This is a genomic window from Collinsella sp. LCP21S3_D3 (assembly GCF_052118305.1).
Lineage (GTDB): Bacteria > Actinomycetota > Coriobacteriia > Coriobacteriales > Coriobacteriaceae > Collinsella.
On sequence record NZ_JBQKHK010000023.1, the window covers coordinates 1 to 15,712 of the forward strand.

23 protein-coding genes are annotated in these 15,712 nt (G+C 67.6%); all 23 read right to left on the reverse strand.

Annotation, left to right across the window (positions count from 1 at the left end; genetic code table 11):
• The coding region (locus ACTQ1S_RS08410) for a hypothetical protein (RefSeq protein WP_441547497.1) at positions 1-277 on the reverse strand (277 nt) is incomplete at its 3' end.
• 20 nt (positions 278-297) lie between these two features.
• The gene (locus tag ACTQ1S_RS08415) at positions 298-651 is read right to left on the reverse strand and encodes a hypothetical protein (protein WP_441069426.1); all 354 of its coding nucleotides are present in this window, start codon (positions 649-651) and stop codon (positions 298-300) included.
• A 3-nt stretch (positions 652-654) separates the two neighbouring features.
• Positions 655-1,533: a hypothetical protein gene (locus ACTQ1S_RS08420; RefSeq protein WP_441186305.1), complete on the reverse strand. Its 879-nt coding sequence runs from the start codon at positions 1,531-1,533 to the stop codon at positions 655-657.
• Positions 1,534-1,535: 2 nt separating this feature from the next.
• Positions 1,536-2,030, reverse strand: coding sequence for a hypothetical protein (locus ACTQ1S_RS08425; protein ID WP_441042112.1), 495 nt, complete (start codon positions 2,028-2,030; stop codon positions 1,536-1,538).
• A gap of 11 nt (positions 2,031-2,041) precedes the next feature.
• Positions 2,042-2,905, reverse strand: a complete 864-nt coding sequence (locus tag ACTQ1S_RS08430; protein ID WP_441042110.1) for a hypothetical protein — start codon at positions 2,903-2,905, stop codon at positions 2,042-2,044.
• A gap of 82 nt (positions 2,906-2,987) precedes the next feature.
• Positions 2,988-4,091 (reverse strand): hypothetical protein, encoded by a 1,104-nt coding sequence (locus ACTQ1S_RS08435; RefSeq protein ID WP_441042108.1) that lies wholly within the window; start codon positions 4,089-4,091, stop codon positions 2,988-2,990.
• 2 nt (positions 4,092-4,093) lie between these two features.
• Positions 4,094-4,873 (reverse strand): hypothetical protein, encoded by a 780-nt coding sequence (locus ACTQ1S_RS08440; protein ID WP_441042106.1) that lies wholly within the window; start codon positions 4,871-4,873, stop codon positions 4,094-4,096.
• A complete protein-coding gene (locus ACTQ1S_RS08445; RefSeq protein WP_441547498.1) occupies positions 4,873-6,477 on the reverse strand; it encodes a hypothetical protein in 1,605 nt (534 codons plus the stop codon). Before ACTQ1S_RS08445 ends, ACTQ1S_RS08440 begins: the two co-directional genes overlap by 1 nt.
• Complete coding sequence (locus ACTQ1S_RS08450) at positions 6,477-7,889, reverse strand: phage tail tape measure protein (protein ID WP_441547499.1); 1,413 nt, start codon at positions 7,887-7,889, stop codon at positions 6,477-6,479. Before ACTQ1S_RS08450 ends, ACTQ1S_RS08445 begins: the two co-directional genes overlap by 1 nt.
• Positions 7,889-8,269 (reverse strand): hypothetical protein, encoded by a 381-nt coding sequence (locus tag ACTQ1S_RS08455; protein ID WP_441069417.1) that lies wholly within the window; start codon positions 8,267-8,269, stop codon positions 7,889-7,891. The genes ACTQ1S_RS08450 and ACTQ1S_RS08455 overlap by 1 nt, the downstream gene beginning before the upstream one ends.
• Before the next feature lie 56 nt (positions 8,270-8,325).
• Positions 8,326-8,841 (reverse strand): hypothetical protein, encoded by a 516-nt coding sequence (locus ACTQ1S_RS08460; RefSeq protein ID WP_441042101.1) that lies wholly within the window; start codon positions 8,839-8,841, stop codon positions 8,326-8,328.
• A 72-nt stretch (positions 8,842-8,913) separates the two neighbouring features.
• A complete protein-coding gene (locus ACTQ1S_RS08465) occupies positions 8,914-9,420 on the reverse strand; it encodes a phage tail tube protein (RefSeq protein ID WP_441042099.1) in 507 nt (168 codons plus the stop codon).
• 9 nt (positions 9,421-9,429) lie between these two features.
• Positions 9,430-9,699 carry a hypothetical protein gene (locus ACTQ1S_RS08470; RefSeq protein WP_441042097.1) on the reverse strand — a complete coding sequence of 90 codons (270 nt, stop codon included), beginning with the start codon at positions 9,697-9,699 and terminating at the stop codon, positions 9,430-9,432.
• On the reverse strand, positions 9,696-10,070 hold the full coding sequence (locus ACTQ1S_RS08475; protein WP_441085588.1) for a hypothetical protein: 375 nt from the start codon (positions 10,068-10,070) through the stop codon (positions 9,696-9,698). The genes ACTQ1S_RS08470 and ACTQ1S_RS08475 overlap by 4 nt, the downstream gene beginning before the upstream one ends.
• Positions 10,067-10,405, reverse strand: a complete 339-nt coding sequence (locus ACTQ1S_RS08480) for an HK97-gp10 family putative phage morphogenesis protein (protein ID WP_441042093.1) — start codon at positions 10,403-10,405, stop codon at positions 10,067-10,069. Before ACTQ1S_RS08480 ends, ACTQ1S_RS08475 begins: the two co-directional genes overlap by 4 nt.
• Complete coding sequence (locus ACTQ1S_RS08485; RefSeq protein ID WP_441042091.1) at positions 10,402-10,812, reverse strand: DUF6093 family protein; 411 nt, start codon at positions 10,810-10,812, stop codon at positions 10,402-10,404. The genes ACTQ1S_RS08480 and ACTQ1S_RS08485 overlap by 4 nt, the downstream gene beginning before the upstream one ends.
• Positions 10,799-11,185 carry a hypothetical protein gene (locus ACTQ1S_RS08490; RefSeq protein ID WP_441042089.1) on the reverse strand — a complete coding sequence of 129 codons (387 nt, stop codon included), beginning with the start codon at positions 11,183-11,185 and terminating at the stop codon, positions 10,799-10,801. The genes ACTQ1S_RS08485 and ACTQ1S_RS08490 overlap by 14 nt, the downstream gene beginning before the upstream one ends.
• A complete protein-coding gene (locus ACTQ1S_RS08495) occupies positions 11,182-11,361 on the reverse strand; it encodes a hypothetical protein (RefSeq protein ID WP_441085589.1) in 180 nt (59 codons plus the stop codon). The genes ACTQ1S_RS08490 and ACTQ1S_RS08495 overlap by 4 nt, the downstream gene beginning before the upstream one ends.
• A complete protein-coding gene (locus ACTQ1S_RS08500) occupies positions 11,361-12,383 on the reverse strand; it encodes a major capsid protein (protein ID WP_441042087.1) in 1,023 nt (340 codons plus the stop codon). Before ACTQ1S_RS08500 ends, ACTQ1S_RS08495 begins: the two co-directional genes overlap by 1 nt.
• Positions 12,384-12,386: 3 nt before the next feature.
• On the reverse strand, positions 12,387-12,776 hold the full coding sequence (locus ACTQ1S_RS08505; RefSeq protein ID WP_441069377.1) for a hypothetical protein: 390 nt from the start codon (positions 12,774-12,776) through the stop codon (positions 12,387-12,389).
• Between the two features lie 2 nt (positions 12,777-12,778).
• Positions 12,779-13,402, reverse strand: coding sequence for a hypothetical protein (locus ACTQ1S_RS08510; RefSeq protein WP_441042083.1), 624 nt, complete (start codon positions 13,400-13,402; stop codon positions 12,779-12,781).
• A gap of 36 nt (positions 13,403-13,438) precedes the next feature.
• Complete coding sequence (locus ACTQ1S_RS08515; RefSeq protein WP_441042081.1) at positions 13,439-14,305, reverse strand: hypothetical protein; 867 nt, start codon at positions 14,303-14,305, stop codon at positions 13,439-13,441.
• Between the two features lie 7 nt (positions 14,306-14,312).
• Complete coding sequence (locus tag ACTQ1S_RS08520) at positions 14,313-15,644, reverse strand: phage portal protein (protein ID WP_441042079.1); 1,332 nt, start codon at positions 15,642-15,644, stop codon at positions 14,313-14,315.
• Positions 15,645-15,712 lie beyond the last annotated feature (68 nt).

Below are 15,712 nucleotides of genomic sequence, written 5' to 3' on the forward strand. Positions count from 1 at the left end.
CACGGATGCGGTGCGGGACGCGGGGCATCCGGCCCCAGTCAGGGCGGCGGAGCATCCCGACCTGGTCGATGAACCAGGCGGCGGCGGACAGCTGTCCCAGCCGCTCGGACAGCTCGGATTGCAGCGCATGCACCTGCTGCTCGAGTCGCTCCACGCGTGAGATGAGGTCAGGCACCAGGTCGGTGGCTGAGGTGATCTCCGCCGACCGCTGCGTCGAGCGCTGACCGGCACGCGCCACAAGCCACGCCACCACCGGCGACACCATGATCGCCAGCACAGATAGGACAGTACCCACCATCATGCCTCCCGATCGGCGGGGATGCGGGCCGTGATCCACACCGCCCACAGCGCGATCAGATACAACTCGAGTTTCGTCGCCGGGTCGTTGCCGTCGTGGGCGATCCATGCGACGATCCATGCGCCGACCCGTTCGGAGGCTACCAGCGCCATCGCAGCCAGACCCCACACCGACGCCCGAACATGGCTTGATGTGGCGATCGCGACCACGCCGGCAGCGACCCATAGGGCGGCTCGTAGCCAGTCGGGCAGGTCGATCAGCTCGGCGCGGGCAGGGACGGCCGCGTAGAGCAGCGACACCCCGACCAGCACCCATAGGACGCCGAGCCCGAGCATCGCTGTCCGGCGAGACACGCGTCAGTCCTTGAGTGCGTCGCCGAGCCGGGACACGACCGCGTCGGCGACAGCCTGCGGGGTTCCACCGGTCTTCACTGCGGCCTCGACGGCCGTGCGCACGAGCGGGGTGAGTCCGGCGAGCACCGAGCGGGCGATCGCCTGCTCATCGACGACCACGCCCTGACGCTTGGCGAGCTCCCGCACCAGCCGCAGCGTCTCCTGGCTGTTGATGCTGGCCCAAATCTGGTTGTTGTTGCGGGAGCTGGCGACGAGCGCGTTCGATGAGCCTTTCTGGAGCGGCTGCCAGTCGTAGGCGGCCAGCGCGTCGGTGACGATGGCTTTGAGCTGGTTTGGGGTGTAGGGCATGTCATCCTCCTGGGTGGATGTTTGGGTGGTGTGGGTGTCGGTGCGCTGCTGGTACTGCTCCCACGACAGGAGCGGGGACGGTCGCCACGGGTCCGGGTCGCGGTCCTTGCCGACGAGCCCGTCGAGGCCACGCCGGTAGTGCGACACCTGCACCATCGCCGACGCAGCCAGCCCCTCTGTGTTGGTGGTCTGGTCGGGGGGCATGAGCACCAGATGGTGATGCTCCACCCATGAGCGGGACGGCATCCGATGCCATGCCGCGAACCCGACCTGCCGACACGCCCTCAGCACCGCCTTGCGCTGCGGTGGGGTGAGGTGGTGGCGGATCGACAGGTCGACCACGCCGTCTCCGGTGTGGGTCGAGCCCGAGTAGGGGCTGCGTGGCTGCCACGACCCCTGACCGGGGCGGATGATCCACCCGTCCCGCCAGCCACGGAACTCGGGCATCGCGGCAGCCAGCCGCTCGGCCTCGATCAGTGCGTCCCGAGTGCGGGGCGACAGCAGGGAGCCGCGCCACGTGATCCGATCAGCCATCATCACACCTCGTAGGTCATCGTGAAAAACAGCGAGTCGCCCGACGCCCACCCACCAGGGTTGTTGTTGGAGATCCGCCCGGACGGGATCAGCGCAACCACACGGCCAGGGCCCACCGGCCTCACCGTCAGCGGATACTCAGACCCGCCACGCGCCAGCCACCCCACGCCAGTGACCATCATCCAGGCCCTGGCGTTGACCGGCATCGACCACACCCACGCCGCCGACCCGAGATTGGTGGTCGAGCCTCGCCCCATCGACACCGAGGCGTGCACCAGACGCCCCACCTGCATCCAGCGACCCTCCAGCGTGCCGTTTCCGATCGAGAGGTTGGTGCCGTCGCTCTGCGACCACGCCACGGCGTATGACGACCACGACGGAGACAGCGACGACAGCGCATTTTCGGTGCCCTGAGCCAGCAGGGCCATATCTGCCGGGACGTTGTTTGCGTCCGCCAACTCCGGCGTCCGGAGTCCATAGATCGGTGTGGTCGGCATCCCGTGCCTCCTTAGATCGTGGTGATGAGAGTGACCCGTCCAGCGTCGGGACGGTCAGATGGGCCCAGTAGTGCCATGTAGTCCGTGGTGCCCTGGTACGAGACAGCGATCCCGCGAGCAGCGCCGGACAGCAGCGCCGACACCTCAGCGCTGGTCAGCGCGATGTCGACGGTGCCGCCCTGTGCCACTGTCCCGGCGGCGCGAGGCTGAGTTGTCAGCGCGGGAGGTGACGATGGTCGCGTCGCAGCACCGTGCAGCGCCAGCCACACGGTCCGCGCCGCCGACATGCCCGCACCGGTCGCCCGATACAGACGCACCACACCAGACGAGCCAGTCCCGCCCCGTGCCAGGGTCGAGCCGTAAAAAAAGTAGCCGGTGTTGTCGGCCACCTGCCCCGAGGTGGAGTGCCCCTGATAGGCGCGGTGCCCGGCGGTGCCGTCGCTGCGCCACCTCCCAGACCTAGCCGTCGCAGCCTGCACCGCCCCAGCAGCCACAGTGGCCGGTGCGGGCGCCGGATCAGTCTGTGGCGGGGTCGGGTCAGACGGCGGCGTGGATGGCGGCGGCGGAGCGGACGGTGTGCCGATACGGCCCACCACCACACCACCAGCAGACCCCCACAGCAGCGCCACCCGATCACCCACCACCGGCACACCACCGACGTGCGGGACCGTCACAGGCCCCACCCCAGTCGAGACGGTCACCACACCAGACCCAGTGGATGACACAGTGCCCTCACTCGGCCGGGCGGTACGCAGACCCACCACATGCCACACCCCCTCGGAGCGCAGCAGCAGCACCCGGTCACCAACCGCCAGCGGTGTCGGCAGCCACACCAGCGGCGTCACCTCGGACCCCAGCACCGACACCAGCAGCACCGGGGAAGTTGCCCTCACCTCCCCCGCGACGGCAGGCGGACGAGCCGGGGTCAGAGCAGACGCGACAGCATCACCCAGAGGATCAGACATCGACCAGCACCCCCCACCCAGCGCTCGCCGTGACCGTCATCGATCCCCCAGTCAGCGGCAGCCTGATACCCGTCACCAGGGCATCCACCGTGCGGGTCGGCAGCCGTAGCCGCAGCGTGTCCAGCACATCAAGGGCCGGGTCTGGGGCGCACGTCACGGTCAGCACCTGACGACGCGCCGCCCTCGCCCGCTCACCCATCGTCCTCGCCGCCGACGCGCACTGAGCGTTCGTCCGCATTAGCGGGGAGTGCAGGAACTCGGGGACGCGTCCGAACCCGGAGGCATCCCATGCCAGCGGACCCGATGCCTCGAACTCGGCCCCACGTAGCGGCTGCCCAGACTCCGACTCCGATGTCACCACCCACCCGTTGCGGAGCCCGTCCCGGTCCATCACCGGCACCCACTCCACCACATCAGCAGCAGACGCCTCCCACACCTGACCAGACCCCACATCCGGGACACCCTGGAGCGCCCCGGCACGATCCACCCACGCCACCACACCCGCCAGACGCATCACCGACAGCAGCGCATCCATGCGGGACTCCGAGTACTCCACCGACGACGGCACCGTCTGCGACGCTGACCAGTCACCGACCGGCAGGATGTCGGCGACGAGCCGCTGCACCTCAGCGCGCACCGTTCCCCCACGCGGCCGCGTCGGGGTCGTGAACCGGTCATCGGCGACGATCCCCAGCAGGTCACCAGCGGAGACGCGCAGCATCTGAGCACCACGCACCCACCGGCCCGAGCGGTGTAGCCGCCACGGCGACCCGTCCGGCACGATGCGCTCCACGCGGAACTCGCCCAGCGGCGCATCACCGACGCCGGCGTACCCGGCACGCACCACCAGTCGATGCCCATGCACCGCCAGCGGCGCATCCGGTGCGCCCGTGAACAGCGACCCGTCCGGGTCAGCCACAGACAGTTCCAGCGACGACTGCACCTGCCCGCCCCGCACCTCCACCGACAGCGACCCGTCCACCACCTCCAGCGGCTCAGCAGTCAGCACCTGACCCCGCAGCGTCGGCCACACCTGACACGACAGCTCCACATCCCCCAGACGAGCCGCACCCCACCTCTCATCGACCGGCCACATAGCTACGCCTCCAGCAGACGGAGACGGTCCAGATACGTTGCCGCCGCAGCAGTCGAGTCCTGATACGTCGGATGCTCAGCCATATCGTCGGCATAGGTACGGGACGGCACCACCGGCAGGATCGCCGGCCCCCGCGACTCATACCCGTCCATCTGCCACGTCACCCGAGGCAGGTGCGGCACAGTCCGCTCCGACTCCACATCAGCCGCCGACACGTACAGCAGCCCCGTCGGATGATCCAGACACTCAGGGTCGCCCCGCAACACCACCGTCGGCCCGGCCAGCATGATCGCGTCCACCGCCTGCACCGTCGCCTCATCCTCAGCGACCAGACGCCACGACCGGACCCGCACCTGACGCTCACCGCCCTGCGTGATCGGCAAACCACCCATCGGACGCACCATCTCCATCGCCGACGACCACCGGCCACGCGACCCGCCCCGCAGCACACCAACCACCACAGACCCCATCGGGGACATCGGGTCAGACAGCCACGCCATCGAGTGCCCGGGCGACGGGGCCGACACCTGCACCGACGCCGACTCCACCACCTGACCCGACCCGGACAGGGCCTCCACCCGATACGACACTGGAGAGCCGACAGGCAAGTCATAGTCCACCACCCGAGCCGACGACCCGAGCAGCACGTGACGGCCACGCACCAGCACCTCTGCCGCGCGCCACACGCGCCACGCTCGCACCGACACCGCACCGGCAGGCACCTGAGTCACCAGCATGTCCACCCACGGCGGGGACTGCATCACCAGCGGAGCCAGTATCATCAGCGTCTCCTCACCGTCGATGCCGACCGACGGCCAGCCATCTCGATCCGCGCATCCACCAGCCGCTCCACACCCGAGGTCGGGTCCACCATGACGATCCGGGCACCAGCCAGACCGGCAGCAACCGCGTCCGCGACGCCGGATGTGTCGAGAACTGGGGTGGTGTGCGAGATGCCGCCACCGGCGTAGGTGCGCATCCCAATCAGGCTGGCCGTCTCCCGGAGGATCGACTGCGCTCGAGGGCGGCGCCAGTCGTTGGCGAGCGGAATGTACGCCTCGCCGCCCGTCTCCGGCTCGGCCCAGATGCGCCAGTCGCCCGCTCGCGCGATCTGCGGCAGGTGCCCGTTCGCCCGGTCGGTGTACAGCCCGCCAGAGGCGTTGATAGTTGCCCTGTTTCCGCCGCCGACCATCTCCCGGCCGTCCTTGGAGACATGGACTTTGATCGTGGCAGTGCGGGTCCGGGCTGCGTCCGCCAGGAGCCGGTTCGCGGTCGCGAGGTCGCCCCGCTCCACGGCGGCGAGAATGCTGGTGCGCACAGTGTCGGGCACGCCGTCAAGCTTGGTTTTCCACTGATTCAGGCGCGCATCGGCGGCCGACTTCTCCAACTGGACCGCGGTGCTGATGTTCTTCGGTGTCTTGAACAGCTGGTCAATGTAGGCGACTGCCGCGGCCTTGCTCCCGAGGTATTGGGTGGCGACCTTGATCATCTGGTCGCGGTACTGGCCGTGGATAGCGATGATCGACTCGATCGACTCACCCTGTTTGGTGCGTTCCTCGATGTCGCGCTGCGCATTGCTGACCATGTCCAGCATGACGCGGTTGTTCGCAATGCCAGCTTCGGTCGTCCGGTCGAACGCGCTCTTGGCCTGGGCGTGCCCGCCAGCGACCTTTTCGGCCCACTCCTTGGCGGCCTTGCTGCCGTCCAGCACGGACTGGTTGAAGCCGAGCTGTGCGTCGAGCATGGCGACGGCAGCGTTGTTGGCGGCGAACAGGCTGTTGACATACTCGTCATAGCTTCGGGTCGCGGCGTCGGTGGCGGCAGAGAGTTCCTTCTGCTGTTTCGTCAGCGCCTCGGATGTCGAGCCTGCGTCCTTGGCGGCGATCTGGGCGGACCGGACGGCGATGGGGATGTCGCCACCCATCCAGCGCACGAGGTCCTCGTTGGACAGGTTGAGCAGGTCGGTGTATCCCGTCGCCTCAGCCAGCGCCGACGCCTGCGCCCGCAGCCCCTCCGCATAGGTCGGGAACTGGCGGATGAGAGAATCGTTATCGACACCCTGCTTCTTGGCCGCCTCGGCCATGCGGGCGAACGCGGCGGCGGCCTTGTCGGCGTGGCCGGTGCCAACCATCTGGCCGAGCGCCTGATCTGCTCGCCGGAAGCCCTCTTCCAGTTCCTTGAGTGCGCCCAGATTGGCCGATGCGCCTGCAAAAAGGTTGGCCATCGGGTCAGAGCTGTTCCGCAGGTCATCCCACTTCCTCAGCTGCTCGAACGCCCCTTCGACGCTCAGTTCGATCTTCTGCCAACCCATGCTCGTCTGAGCCGCGAAGTCTTGGCGAGACATTGCGGCGGCGGCGGATTCAGTGGACAGGGCCAGCTGATCCATCAACGAAGGGTTTGCTCAAGCGTCGGTTGGCCAACCCTGACCTTTTCAAACACCATGGAGGCGACTTCGAGCGCCACGAAGGCCAGGCCCACAGCGCCAGCGGCCCTCCCCATGGCTCCCAAGGCGCCGATGAACTTGGGCTGGGCTGCCTGCAACGCCAAGAGCGCGGTACGGAACTCGACAGCCGCCGTCGTGGCCTTCATGATCAGACCAGCGGCGAGCGCGAACCCGCCGAACGCGGCCAGCAGCTTGAGGACCGAGGCGGCCATGGTTGGATGCTCAGCAACCGCGTTGATCAGTTCGGTCAGCCACTGCACGACGCTCCGCAATGGGGCTTGGGCGTCTGTGCCCATCTTGATCAGCAGTGTCTCCCACGAGCCGCCGAGCACCTGCAAATCGCCGTTCAGGTTGTCCAGCAGGCCTGCGGCGACACGGGCCGCGTAGCCGGAGTCGTTGACGTTGTCGACCCACTGCTGGATACCCTCAGCGCCCTGCTCGTACAGCACCGACGCGTTGCGGATCGCGAACGAGCCGAAGATCGTGGACAGGGCCGCCTGCCGCTGCTCCACGGTCAGGTCGCCCAGCTTGTCCTTGAGCTGGCCGGCGAGGTTGGTGATGCCCACGAATTGGCCCTCGGCGTCGTAGGCGGAGATGCCGAGCTCGTCCATGGCGCGCTGCGCCTCTCTGGACGGCTTCGCCAGGGCCAGCAGCATCGACTTGAACCCGGTGCCCGCCTCGGCGCCGATCATGCCCGTGGAGGCGAACGCGGCGAGAGTGCCGACGGTCTCCTCGATGGAGACGCCGAATTGGGAGGCGACGACGCCGGACTGCTTGAGCGCCTGCCCCATGTCCCCGACCGAGCCCATGGCCTTACCAGCTCCTGCGGCGAGCAGGTCCGCGACATGCCCAGCGTCCTTGCCCTTCAGCTTGAACTGGACGAGGGCGGCGGATGTTGTTTCAGCGGCGTCGGCGACGCTCAGCTGGCCGGAGGCAGCGAGGTTGAGTGCGCCCCGCAAACCGCCCGACAGGATGTCAGCGGTGGACACGCCAGCCTTCGCCAGCGCCGTGATGCCGTCGGCGGCTTCGGTGGCCGAGAAAGCAGTGTCGCGCCCAGCGTCGAGCGCGGCCTTGCGCAGGCCGGCGATCTGTCCACGGGCCTCCTCGCCAGTGGCGGCAACCTCCGCCATCGACTGCTCGAACGATGCCGAGGCGCGGACGGCCATCGCGACCCCGGCCATGGCGGCGGCGCCGAGGCCGATCATCGCAGTGCCAGCGCGGCGCCACCCCTCCGTCTGAGAGGCCTTCGCGGTCGCCGCGCCCAGAGTCTCCACCGACGCCTTCGCGCGACCCAGCGCCGCCGTGAATCCTTCCACAGAGGCAGCGAGAATGACCTTGACATTGCGGTCAGCCATCAGGGCCTCCCTTCGGGGTGCTCGAACGCGAACCACTTGAGGTGGTGGGTGGGGACGGGCTGGTCATGGTTGGCAGCCTCGAGGGCCTTGACGTGCTTGCTCTGCACCTGCTCCAGCACCTCGCAGGGGCGGCAGCGATACATGCCGACGCGCCACCGTGGCCGCTTGTCCGGCTCGGCGTCGTTGTCCCACAGGCCACGCTCGTAGGGGGTGCCGCAGCCGGGGCAGCACTGCTTCTCCCACGCGTCGAATGCGATCCACAGCGACCGCTCCCACGCGTCGAACTCGGGGTCACGGGTGGTGATGGTTGTGCCGTCGGGGCGGGTGGTGGTGACCGTGGTCGGCTCCCACCCGTTGAATCGGCGCAGGCTGACGCCCAAGCTGCGGGCGATCGCCAGATCAGTCCGCAACTCGGCGTCGGAGGCGACAACCTCAGCTACATAGGAAAATCCGGCAGCTCACCGAGGATCGCGTTCAGTTTCGCGTTGTGGGCCTCCAGTTCGGGAAGCTCCATGTTGTCCACGAGATGCGAGAACCGGGCCTCGTCAATGTCGGCGATCGTCTCACCGTCGAGGGTGGTGGCGTGGGTGAAGCAGCGGCGCATGAGGTTCCCGTACACGTCGGTCGCGGGGCCCTCGGTGTCGATGGTGGCGTAGAACTCCCTCGACTCGGCGGGGAGCAGCGCCCGGTAGTGGATGAGGATCGACGCCTCACGCAGAGCGGCGCGGGCCGCTTGCACAGCCTTCTCGGCCGCCTGACGCCCCGACGGCTTGGCTCCGAGCGATCCCGTCTTGGGTGCGTCGTCACCGGAGGGGCAGGCGTCCAAAGCGTTCTTGGCGGCCTCCCAGGCCTCCCACAGAGCGGGGTCCAGGCAGACAGGGGCGGTGGTGGTGCGCCGGATGCTCGACTTCACTCGGGCGTCCAGCAGCTGGGCGTACTTCGATTCAGACATGGTGGCCTCTCTGAGATGCAGCCACCCCCTACGCGCGAGGCCATGCGGTAGGGGCTGGCTGCGATTGGGGGGTTAGGACGCGATGGTGGCGAACAGCCCGGCGTTGCGTCCATCGACGGCGAGCGCGACGCGGACCTCGTACACGGCACCCTCCTCGACCCCGATAGGCACGAGATCGACGGCGGCGACGCGAGCCTTGATGACCTGAGCCTTCTGCGATGCTGCAGCCGGGGTCGTGTGCTTCAGTCCGGGCCGGTGGATCAGGTATACCACCGAGTCCTCCACGAACTTCTCCGAAATGGTCTCCGCCTGGGGGTCGCCGATCTTGATGGTGAGCGGCTCGAGGTTGCGCTCGCGATTGCCGACGCGCTTCTTCGCGACCTTGTCGCACAGGTACTGCGAGCTGGCGTAGGAGACGTCGGTGGAGATGCCGAACGACTTGATGGAGCACTCGATGGCGGTGCCCGCGTTGTACTCGGCGACGGTCGGCTTGTCGAGGTCCGCGACAGCGGGGGCGACGATAACGGCGGAGTTCTCGAGAACCTCCACGCCGTCGGGATTGAAAACAGTGAGAGACATGGGGGCTCCTTAGATGTTGGTCTTGAACTTGGGGTGTGCTGGGTTGCCGTTGGCGTCGACGGCTGGCGACTTGAGTGGCTTGTAGCGGGCCTTGTCAGAGTCCGCGAGGTTGGCGGAGATGGTGATGTGGTGTCCGGTCGCGGTGTCGCGGACACGCACGACGCTCACCCCGATTCGGGTGACAGCGGCCATGTCGGCGTCGGTCGCCTCGGCCTCCTCGGCCTCGGTCGTCTCGATCTCGACCGGTTCGGACTGGTCGGCGGCTCGGGTGGTGGTCATAGCTGGTTCCTTCTGATGCGGACGGTGAAAACGAGAGTCGCAGACATGCGGACGTCGCCAGCAGGGCCCTCGGTCACCAGTGGCCCGGATGATTCCTCGACCATCGCCGAGTCGGCACCGAACGGCTGGCACCTGTTGAGGGCGGTGCGGACGATCGTCACCGCGTCCCGGACGCCGGGGCGGGTGCGGGCCACACACACGGCGCTCACGTCGACCCTGATGTGCGCCGACGGGGCACAGATGCGGCGCTCCGACTCCAGACCGGTGTCGTAGTACAGACATACGTACCGGCCCGGTGGGGTCGCTGGCGGTTCCCCGTCATAGACGGTGAGGGCCGGGATGCGTGCCGCGAGGTCGTCGTGCAGGTTCACAGGATGTCCCCCGCGATCTGCTCAATCCGCTTCACGTAGGCGTCCTTCTTGGCTGCCAGCGCGGGCCCGAGGAACGGCTGCGGACCGTGCCGGGAGGTACCGAACTCCTGGAACACGCCGTGGCGCGCATCGGCGGCCACGACAGCGACGAGACCCTTGGCGTGGCTGACGATCGAGTTGGCGAGCGCACCGGATCGGCGCGGAGCGCGGCTCTTCGCCTCCGATGCCACCTCCCTGCCTGCGGCGGCGGTCGCCTTGATGACCTCTTGGGTGACCTTCGACGACGCCTTCCCGAGGTCGACGGCGAGCTTCGTCAACTCCGCATTCTCGGTCATGGCGTCTCGATCACCGATGCGGTGAAGCGGCGCTTGACGACGCCGAGACCGTTCTGGCGGACTGTCTCCACCGTGAACCGGGCGCCGTCGAGAGACGGGTCGCGGGGGCAGTGGTTGACGACCATGACGTGACCCTCCCTGAGCGCATCTACCCACCACGGCACCGAGCAGCGGTAGGCGCGGGACGTGACGGGCTGCTGACCCGTTGATGTCACCTGCCCGGCCATGGAGCCGGGATCGACAGCACCGACGCCGGCGTAGACCTCGGGGCCGAACATCTCCACCTCGGAGCCGTCCACGAACTCGTAGCGGCGATGGGTGTAGATGGTGACGTCGCAGTCCATCTCCGACTGGGCGTGAGCGCGGAGGGTGTCGAGGGCGTCGCGGGTGACCTCACCAAGCAGCATGACGGCCTGCCTGATAGGCGGGGTTGATGCTGAACGCCTCGGACTCCCGTCCGCGATCTGGGGCCAGCAGGTCCCAGTGCGCGGCGGTGATGCGGAACCAGCCCGTGTCGGCGGTGTCGTACCGCACCGACGTGGACGAGTCATCGACAGCGACCTGAGTTGCTGTGACGCCTCGCCCCGGCGAGGTGAGGCGGTCGGCGACCACCTCGGACACCACCAGGGCGAGGGCGTCACTGTCGAGCGCCTCGAGGGGGCCGAGGCGGTCAGCGATCATGCGTTCAACCACCGCGATCCACCGCTGAACGAGGACTGTCTCATCGCCACCGAGGCTCGCCCTGCGGGCGGCGATGCGGACGTCCTCGACGGTGGTCACTTCGACCGGCCCCGCGTGGCAGGCTTCGGCTTCGACGGGGCCGGGTCGTCGGCGGCCAGCAGATGGTCGCCGATCATCCCCTCAGCCCAGTCAGGTACCGCGTCGCCACTGCGGAGCGCCACCGGCTGACCAGAGTCAGGGTGGCGCACCACAGTGGTAGCGATGAGAGTGCTCATCACAGCACCTTCACGGCCATCGACAGGTTCGCGTTCGCGAGGACCGGCAGCGCGATCGCGTCACCGACCACCTCGGCGATCATCGGCACCGTCTGATGCCGCCACAGCCCTGCGACGAGACCCGGCATCTCCGCATCGACGAGCGAGAACTTCGGATCGGTCGCGGTCAGGGTCTGACCCCAGAACGTGGCGCCGAGCTCGGTCCCGTTGTAGTCATCGATGGCGGTCGGCTCCGGCAGGAAAAGCAGCGTGTCGTCAGGGATGACGCGCCCGCTCTTCGTGCGCCGGTCGTAGATGATGATGTCGGGCAGGCCGGCTGAGGACACGATGCCGCGAACATCCTGCTCCATCGGGCGGCGGAACGCCCCAGCAGCGGTCTGGCCCTGCATGACCTTAAGGCCGGACAGGGCGCGGAACACGCGGCGCGGCATGACGATCGCGCCGGGTTCGGTGCCGTTGCGGGTGGAGTACAGGTCCATCCACGTCTCGAGTTGGGTCAGTCCGTCCGTGGTGTCGGTCGACCAGAGGCTGTTCGCGGTGATGGTCAGGTCGGCGTCTCGACCGAAGTCATCGCTGGTCTTGTAGTTCGACTGCGTGATGGTCGCCTTGCCTGTGGCGAGCACAATGCCACGCATCCGCTCCACCGCATCAGCGATAGCCAGCACGCACCGGTCGGCAGCGCGGAAGCCTGCGTTACGGATCGAGTCGTCAGAGGCGTTCCGGTGCCGCAGCTGGGCGTACTCGCTGATGCGCTCCTTGCGAGACACAGCAGGCAACTCGATGATGACACGACCCTCGGGCGGGGTGTCGCCGATCTCGGGCTCAGCGTCGTAGGCGCGCCACTTCGCCTCATCCACGAGACCGTTCTGGCCCTTGTGGAAGCGGGCGGAGATGTCGTCCACCTCCCGGTTCGGGAGGAACTGGGCGAGCGAGCCCTTGCGGCGCTCGATGGCCGACAAGCCCTCACGGACATAGCCGGTGAGCTCGGCAGGGTCGATCAGGTCAGTCCACAGTTCAGCCATGGATCAGCCCTCCTTCACGAGGTCGAACTTCGACGCGTCGGAACCGGTTTGCGGCTCGACGTGCGCCTTGGGGAGCTTGGAGACGTTGATCGAGCCGTGCCACACGACGGGCACCGCGAGATCAGAGACCCCATCGGTAGCCTCGTCGGAGAACAGAAACCCGAGCTTCTCGCCCGAGGCACCCGTCCACGGCTCGATCGCGCCGAGGTTGGCGATGTTGAGCTCCAGGCCGGACGGGAAGAACCCCTTGGGGTAGTGCCCATCGGTCAGGCTGGTGCCCTTGGTGAACTTCGACACGTCGAGCGTGCCGGTGTGGTTGTTGACAATTGCGTGAGCCGAGGCGAGCCAGGAACGATTCCCGCCCGAGAACGACTCAACCTTCATGCGAGGCATGGTCACTCCTTCTTCTGATGTAGTTGCCGGTAGGCGTCGCGGCCCGCTTGAACGGTGCCGCCCTTGTTGGAATCGCCCCCACCTCGCCCGATGGACGGGTCCGGCTTGGGGCCGCGGGGCTTCGCGCCGTCGCTGCCGGTATGGTCGGCGGGTGCCAGCCGTGCCGCGAGGGCATTTAGCTGGTCTTCGCTGGTCGTCGCGACCAGAAGTTTGATGTCGTCCTCGGCGGTGATGCCGTGGGAGCGGGCCGCCCGTTCGACGGCCAGCTCGTGCTGCATGTGCTGCATCTGCGCCGCAACGTCCTCGACCGTCACCTTGGTTGGGTCGGGGGTCTCCGCGCCGGCGATCGCTGCCAGGCCGCGTTTCAGTTCCGACATCTGCTGCTCGAGCGCCTTGCGTCCGTCGCGTTCCCTCTGGAGGGCGCGGAGGCCGCTGTCGCCGAGCTTCTCGTCGGCCTTGTCGGCCTTGTCGTCATCCTTGGGCGCCTCGGGGGCCTTGCTGCCGTCGGAGGGTTCCTTGGGGGCCTCTGGGGCGCTGTTGTTGTCGGCCAGCATCGTGAAGCCGCCGAACAGGGCGCGGTGAGTGTCGATGATCTGTCGCAGATCGTCGGGCGTGTGGTGCGGCATCGTGCCACCTCTCTGGGGTTGGGTGCGCTGACTCGCTCAGCGCATGTACTTGTGTTTCCGCAGTAGCTGGATCGCCATGTCCTGGTCGTCGCCCGCCTTGGCGTAGATCGCTTTCGGGGTCCAGCGCTCCATCCTGCGAGCGCCGTACATGGTGCGGGCGCCGTTGGCTCGCAGCACCGACTTCTTTTCGCCGTCCTTGGTGATGCGGACAGCCGGCTTGGCGTTGATGACTTGGTTGATGTCAGCGCCGTCCTCGATCGCCCGAAGCTGGTCTCGGGTGAGGTCCTTGATGTCGGACACGTCCAGCGGAGGCACTGAGGGTTTATCCCGGTCACTGACAGCCACCAGGCGTCCATCGCAGCCGGGGTGCCGCGTGAACGACCTCGTGCCAGGCTTGAACAGCTTCCCGACGAGCACCGCGCACCGCTGGCACATCGGGGCGGGGTCCACGAACATCAGCGACGTGCGAGCCCTCCCAGTCGCCCCGACCATGGCGGCGTTACGGCCGGCTTCCGACACAGCCCAGTGGGCCATCGTCTGCGCCACCCTGCCGCCAGCGGCCAGCTTCTGAGTGGCAGTGCCCGGCGTCGCCCTGGCTGTGATGACAGCCGGATACAGGAGGGCGGGGATTGTGAGAACTGCCCCTGACGTTGGGTGCTCCGCCCATCCGCCGAAACCAGCCGGGTCGACCTCCGCCAACGCCTTCTCTGGGTATCCGGAGCGGTACAGGTCGTCGTCCACGCTGGCAGCGCCAGCAGCAGCGGCACCGATCTGCGCGGCCACCACCAATCGAGACAGAGGCGTCAGCTTCAACTGCCATTGAGCAGCCCAGTCGCCGCTCGCGCGGATCGTGCGCCACTCGCGGCCCACCATCGTGGCAGCGGCCCGCGAACGGGCCAGCATCGCCTTCTCAGGCGACTGTGGTGACATCGCCCGGAGCCGCCATCAGCGCCTGCACCAGCGGGTCGGCATCCTGCTCGCGGAAGTAGGCCCGCTCCCGTTGCTTGCGCCCCTCGTCCCATCCCAGTTCGTCCCACACGCCCTCGCGAGAGAGGATCGGCACGCCGCCAGCCATCTTCGTGAGGGCGTCGGCTCGCTGTGAGTAGGTGGGGGTCGCGGGATCGTGCCACAGCGCCCTGATCTCGTTGCCGGGGAGCCATTCGCCGGTGCGGAGGCGTTCCCGCAGGCCCATCACCCACGCCCACGAGTCACCGTCGTACACGTTCATGCGCTCGACGTTGCGGATTAGACGGGCCTCATCGGCGCGGATCGCGCCCTCCGACGCAGGATTGACGGTGTCTTGACCGAGGTAGCGGGTCGGGAGCCCCAACATCCCGCCACACCAGCGCAGCATCGCGTTCACGGCGTCGGTAAAGTTCGACAGTTGCGCCGCGTCCCACGACCCGAACTTGGCGTCCTTGTTCGACGTGACCTTGAGGATGGTCATGTATGCCTCCCACGTCGCCATGGGTTTACCCGTCTTGGGGTTGATGAAGTCTTCCTTCTTGACGCCAGCGGCCCACCGGTGGGGCCACGCCAACGCCTCAGCGCCGATCTGCGTGTTCGTGATGATGCGGGCGATCGCGTCCGTCATCGGGATCACGTCCGCCATCTCTGACACGCCAGTCCAGCGGCCCGTGCGGGGCCGGTTCAGGAACATCACGACCGGCACTCGGCCAAGCCCGTGCTCGTCAGGGTCGAACTCGTCGGCCCAGTCGTGGCCGTCGCGGATCAGATAGCGGCTCTTGTTGGGCAGGTACAGGGTGGCGCGCTGCCGGTCATCGTCGCCGGTGTAGGTGCGCAGCGCGGCAGTCATGCGCCGACGGGGATCGATCTCGACCGAGAACGCCTCAGGCGACTCCACGGTGATGAGCGGCTGATCGGGTTCTTCAGGGTTTGTGGACACGACCGCGAAGCCGCGCCCGAAAGTTCGGCAGTCCTTGTGCAGCAGCGATGACTGGGAGGGCAAGTTGTTGTACTCCCACGCCTCCTGCAAGCCGCGGTCGATCTTGTCGGAACCCGACCGCTGGAAGGCGCGCAACTGCTGGCGGCGCTCCGGCTCATCCACAGCCATGCGTGGCACGTTGATCGCGACCTCGAACATCCTCAGTTCGGGCGGCACGGCGAGACCGATCACGTCGATCTTCTGCAGGCCCTCGTAGTACATGTCGAGGTGCTTGTAGTCGCGCTTGATCTTCGGGGTCTTGCGGTGGAGGCGGTTCAGGACATCAATGTCACCCATGCCCACCTCCATTCATCGTCTAGGCGAAGCACCACACGGCGCTGTTCTGTGAGTCGTCATCGGTCCAG

Excerpts from the sequence above, each read along its gene's own strand:
- ACTQ1S_RS08450 (WP_441547499.1), bottom strand. The coding sequence starts at position 7,889 with ATGGCTGACCGCAATGTCAAGGTCATTCTCGCTGCCTCTGTGGAAGGA.
- ACTQ1S_RS08495 (WP_441085589.1), bottom strand. The coding sequence starts at position 11,361 with ATGAGCACTCTCATCGCTACCACTGTGGTGCGCCACCCTGACTCTGGT.
- ACTQ1S_RS08510 (WP_441042083.1), bottom strand. The coding sequence starts at position 13,402 with ATGCCGCACCACACGCCCGACGATCTGCGACAGATCATCGACACTCAC.
- ACTQ1S_RS08425 (WP_441042112.1), bottom strand. The coding sequence starts at position 2,030 with ATGCCGACCACACCGATCTATGGACTCCGGACGCCGGAGTTGGCGGAC.
- ACTQ1S_RS08505 (WP_441069377.1), bottom strand. The coding sequence starts at position 12,776 with ATGCCTCGCATGAAGGTTGAGTCGTTCTCGGGCGGGAATCGTTCCTGG.
- ACTQ1S_RS08480 (WP_441042093.1), bottom strand. The coding sequence starts at position 10,405 with ATGACCGAGAATGCGGAGTTGACGAAGCTCGCCGTCGACCTCGGGAAG.
- ACTQ1S_RS08435 (WP_441042108.1), bottom strand. The coding sequence starts at position 4,091 with ATGTGGCCGGTCGATGAGAGGTGGGGTGCGGCTCGTCTGGGGGATGTG.
- ACTQ1S_RS08440 (WP_441042106.1), bottom strand. The coding sequence starts at position 4,873 with ATGATACTGGCTCCGCTGGTGATGCAGTCCCCGCCGTGGGTGGACATG.
- ACTQ1S_RS08420 (WP_441186305.1), bottom strand. The coding sequence starts at position 1,533 with ATGGCTGATCGGATCACGTGGCGCGGCTCCCTGCTGTCGCCCCGCACT.
- ACTQ1S_RS08465 (WP_441042099.1), bottom strand. The coding sequence starts at position 9,420 with ATGTCTCTCACTGTTTTCAATCCCGACGGCGTGGAGGTTCTCGAGAAC.
- ACTQ1S_RS08460 (WP_441042101.1), bottom strand. The coding sequence starts at position 8,841 with ATGTCTGAATCGAAGTACGCCCAGCTGCTGGACGCCCGAGTGAAGTCG.
- ACTQ1S_RS08515 (WP_441042081.1), bottom strand. The coding sequence starts at position 14,305 with ATGCTGGCCCGTTCGCGGGCCGCTGCCACGATGGTGGGCCGCGAGTGG.
- ACTQ1S_RS08470 (WP_441042097.1), bottom strand. The coding sequence starts at position 9,699 with ATGACCACCACCCGAGCCGCCGACCAGTCCGAACCGGTCGAGATCGAG.
- ACTQ1S_RS08485 (WP_441042091.1), bottom strand. The coding sequence starts at position 10,812 with ATGCTGCTTGGTGAGGTCACCCGCGACGCCCTCGACACCCTCCGCGCT.
- ACTQ1S_RS08445 (WP_441547498.1), bottom strand. The coding sequence starts at position 6,477 with ATGGATCAGCTGGCCCTGTCCACTGAATCCGCCGCCGCCGCAATGTCT.
- ACTQ1S_RS08500 (WP_441042087.1), bottom strand. The coding sequence starts at position 12,383 with ATGGCTGAACTGTGGACTGACCTGATCGACCCTGCCGAGCTCACCGGC.
- ACTQ1S_RS08520 (WP_441042079.1), bottom strand. The coding sequence starts at position 15,644 with ATGGGTGACATTGATGTCCTGAACCGCCTCCACCGCAAGACCCCGAAG.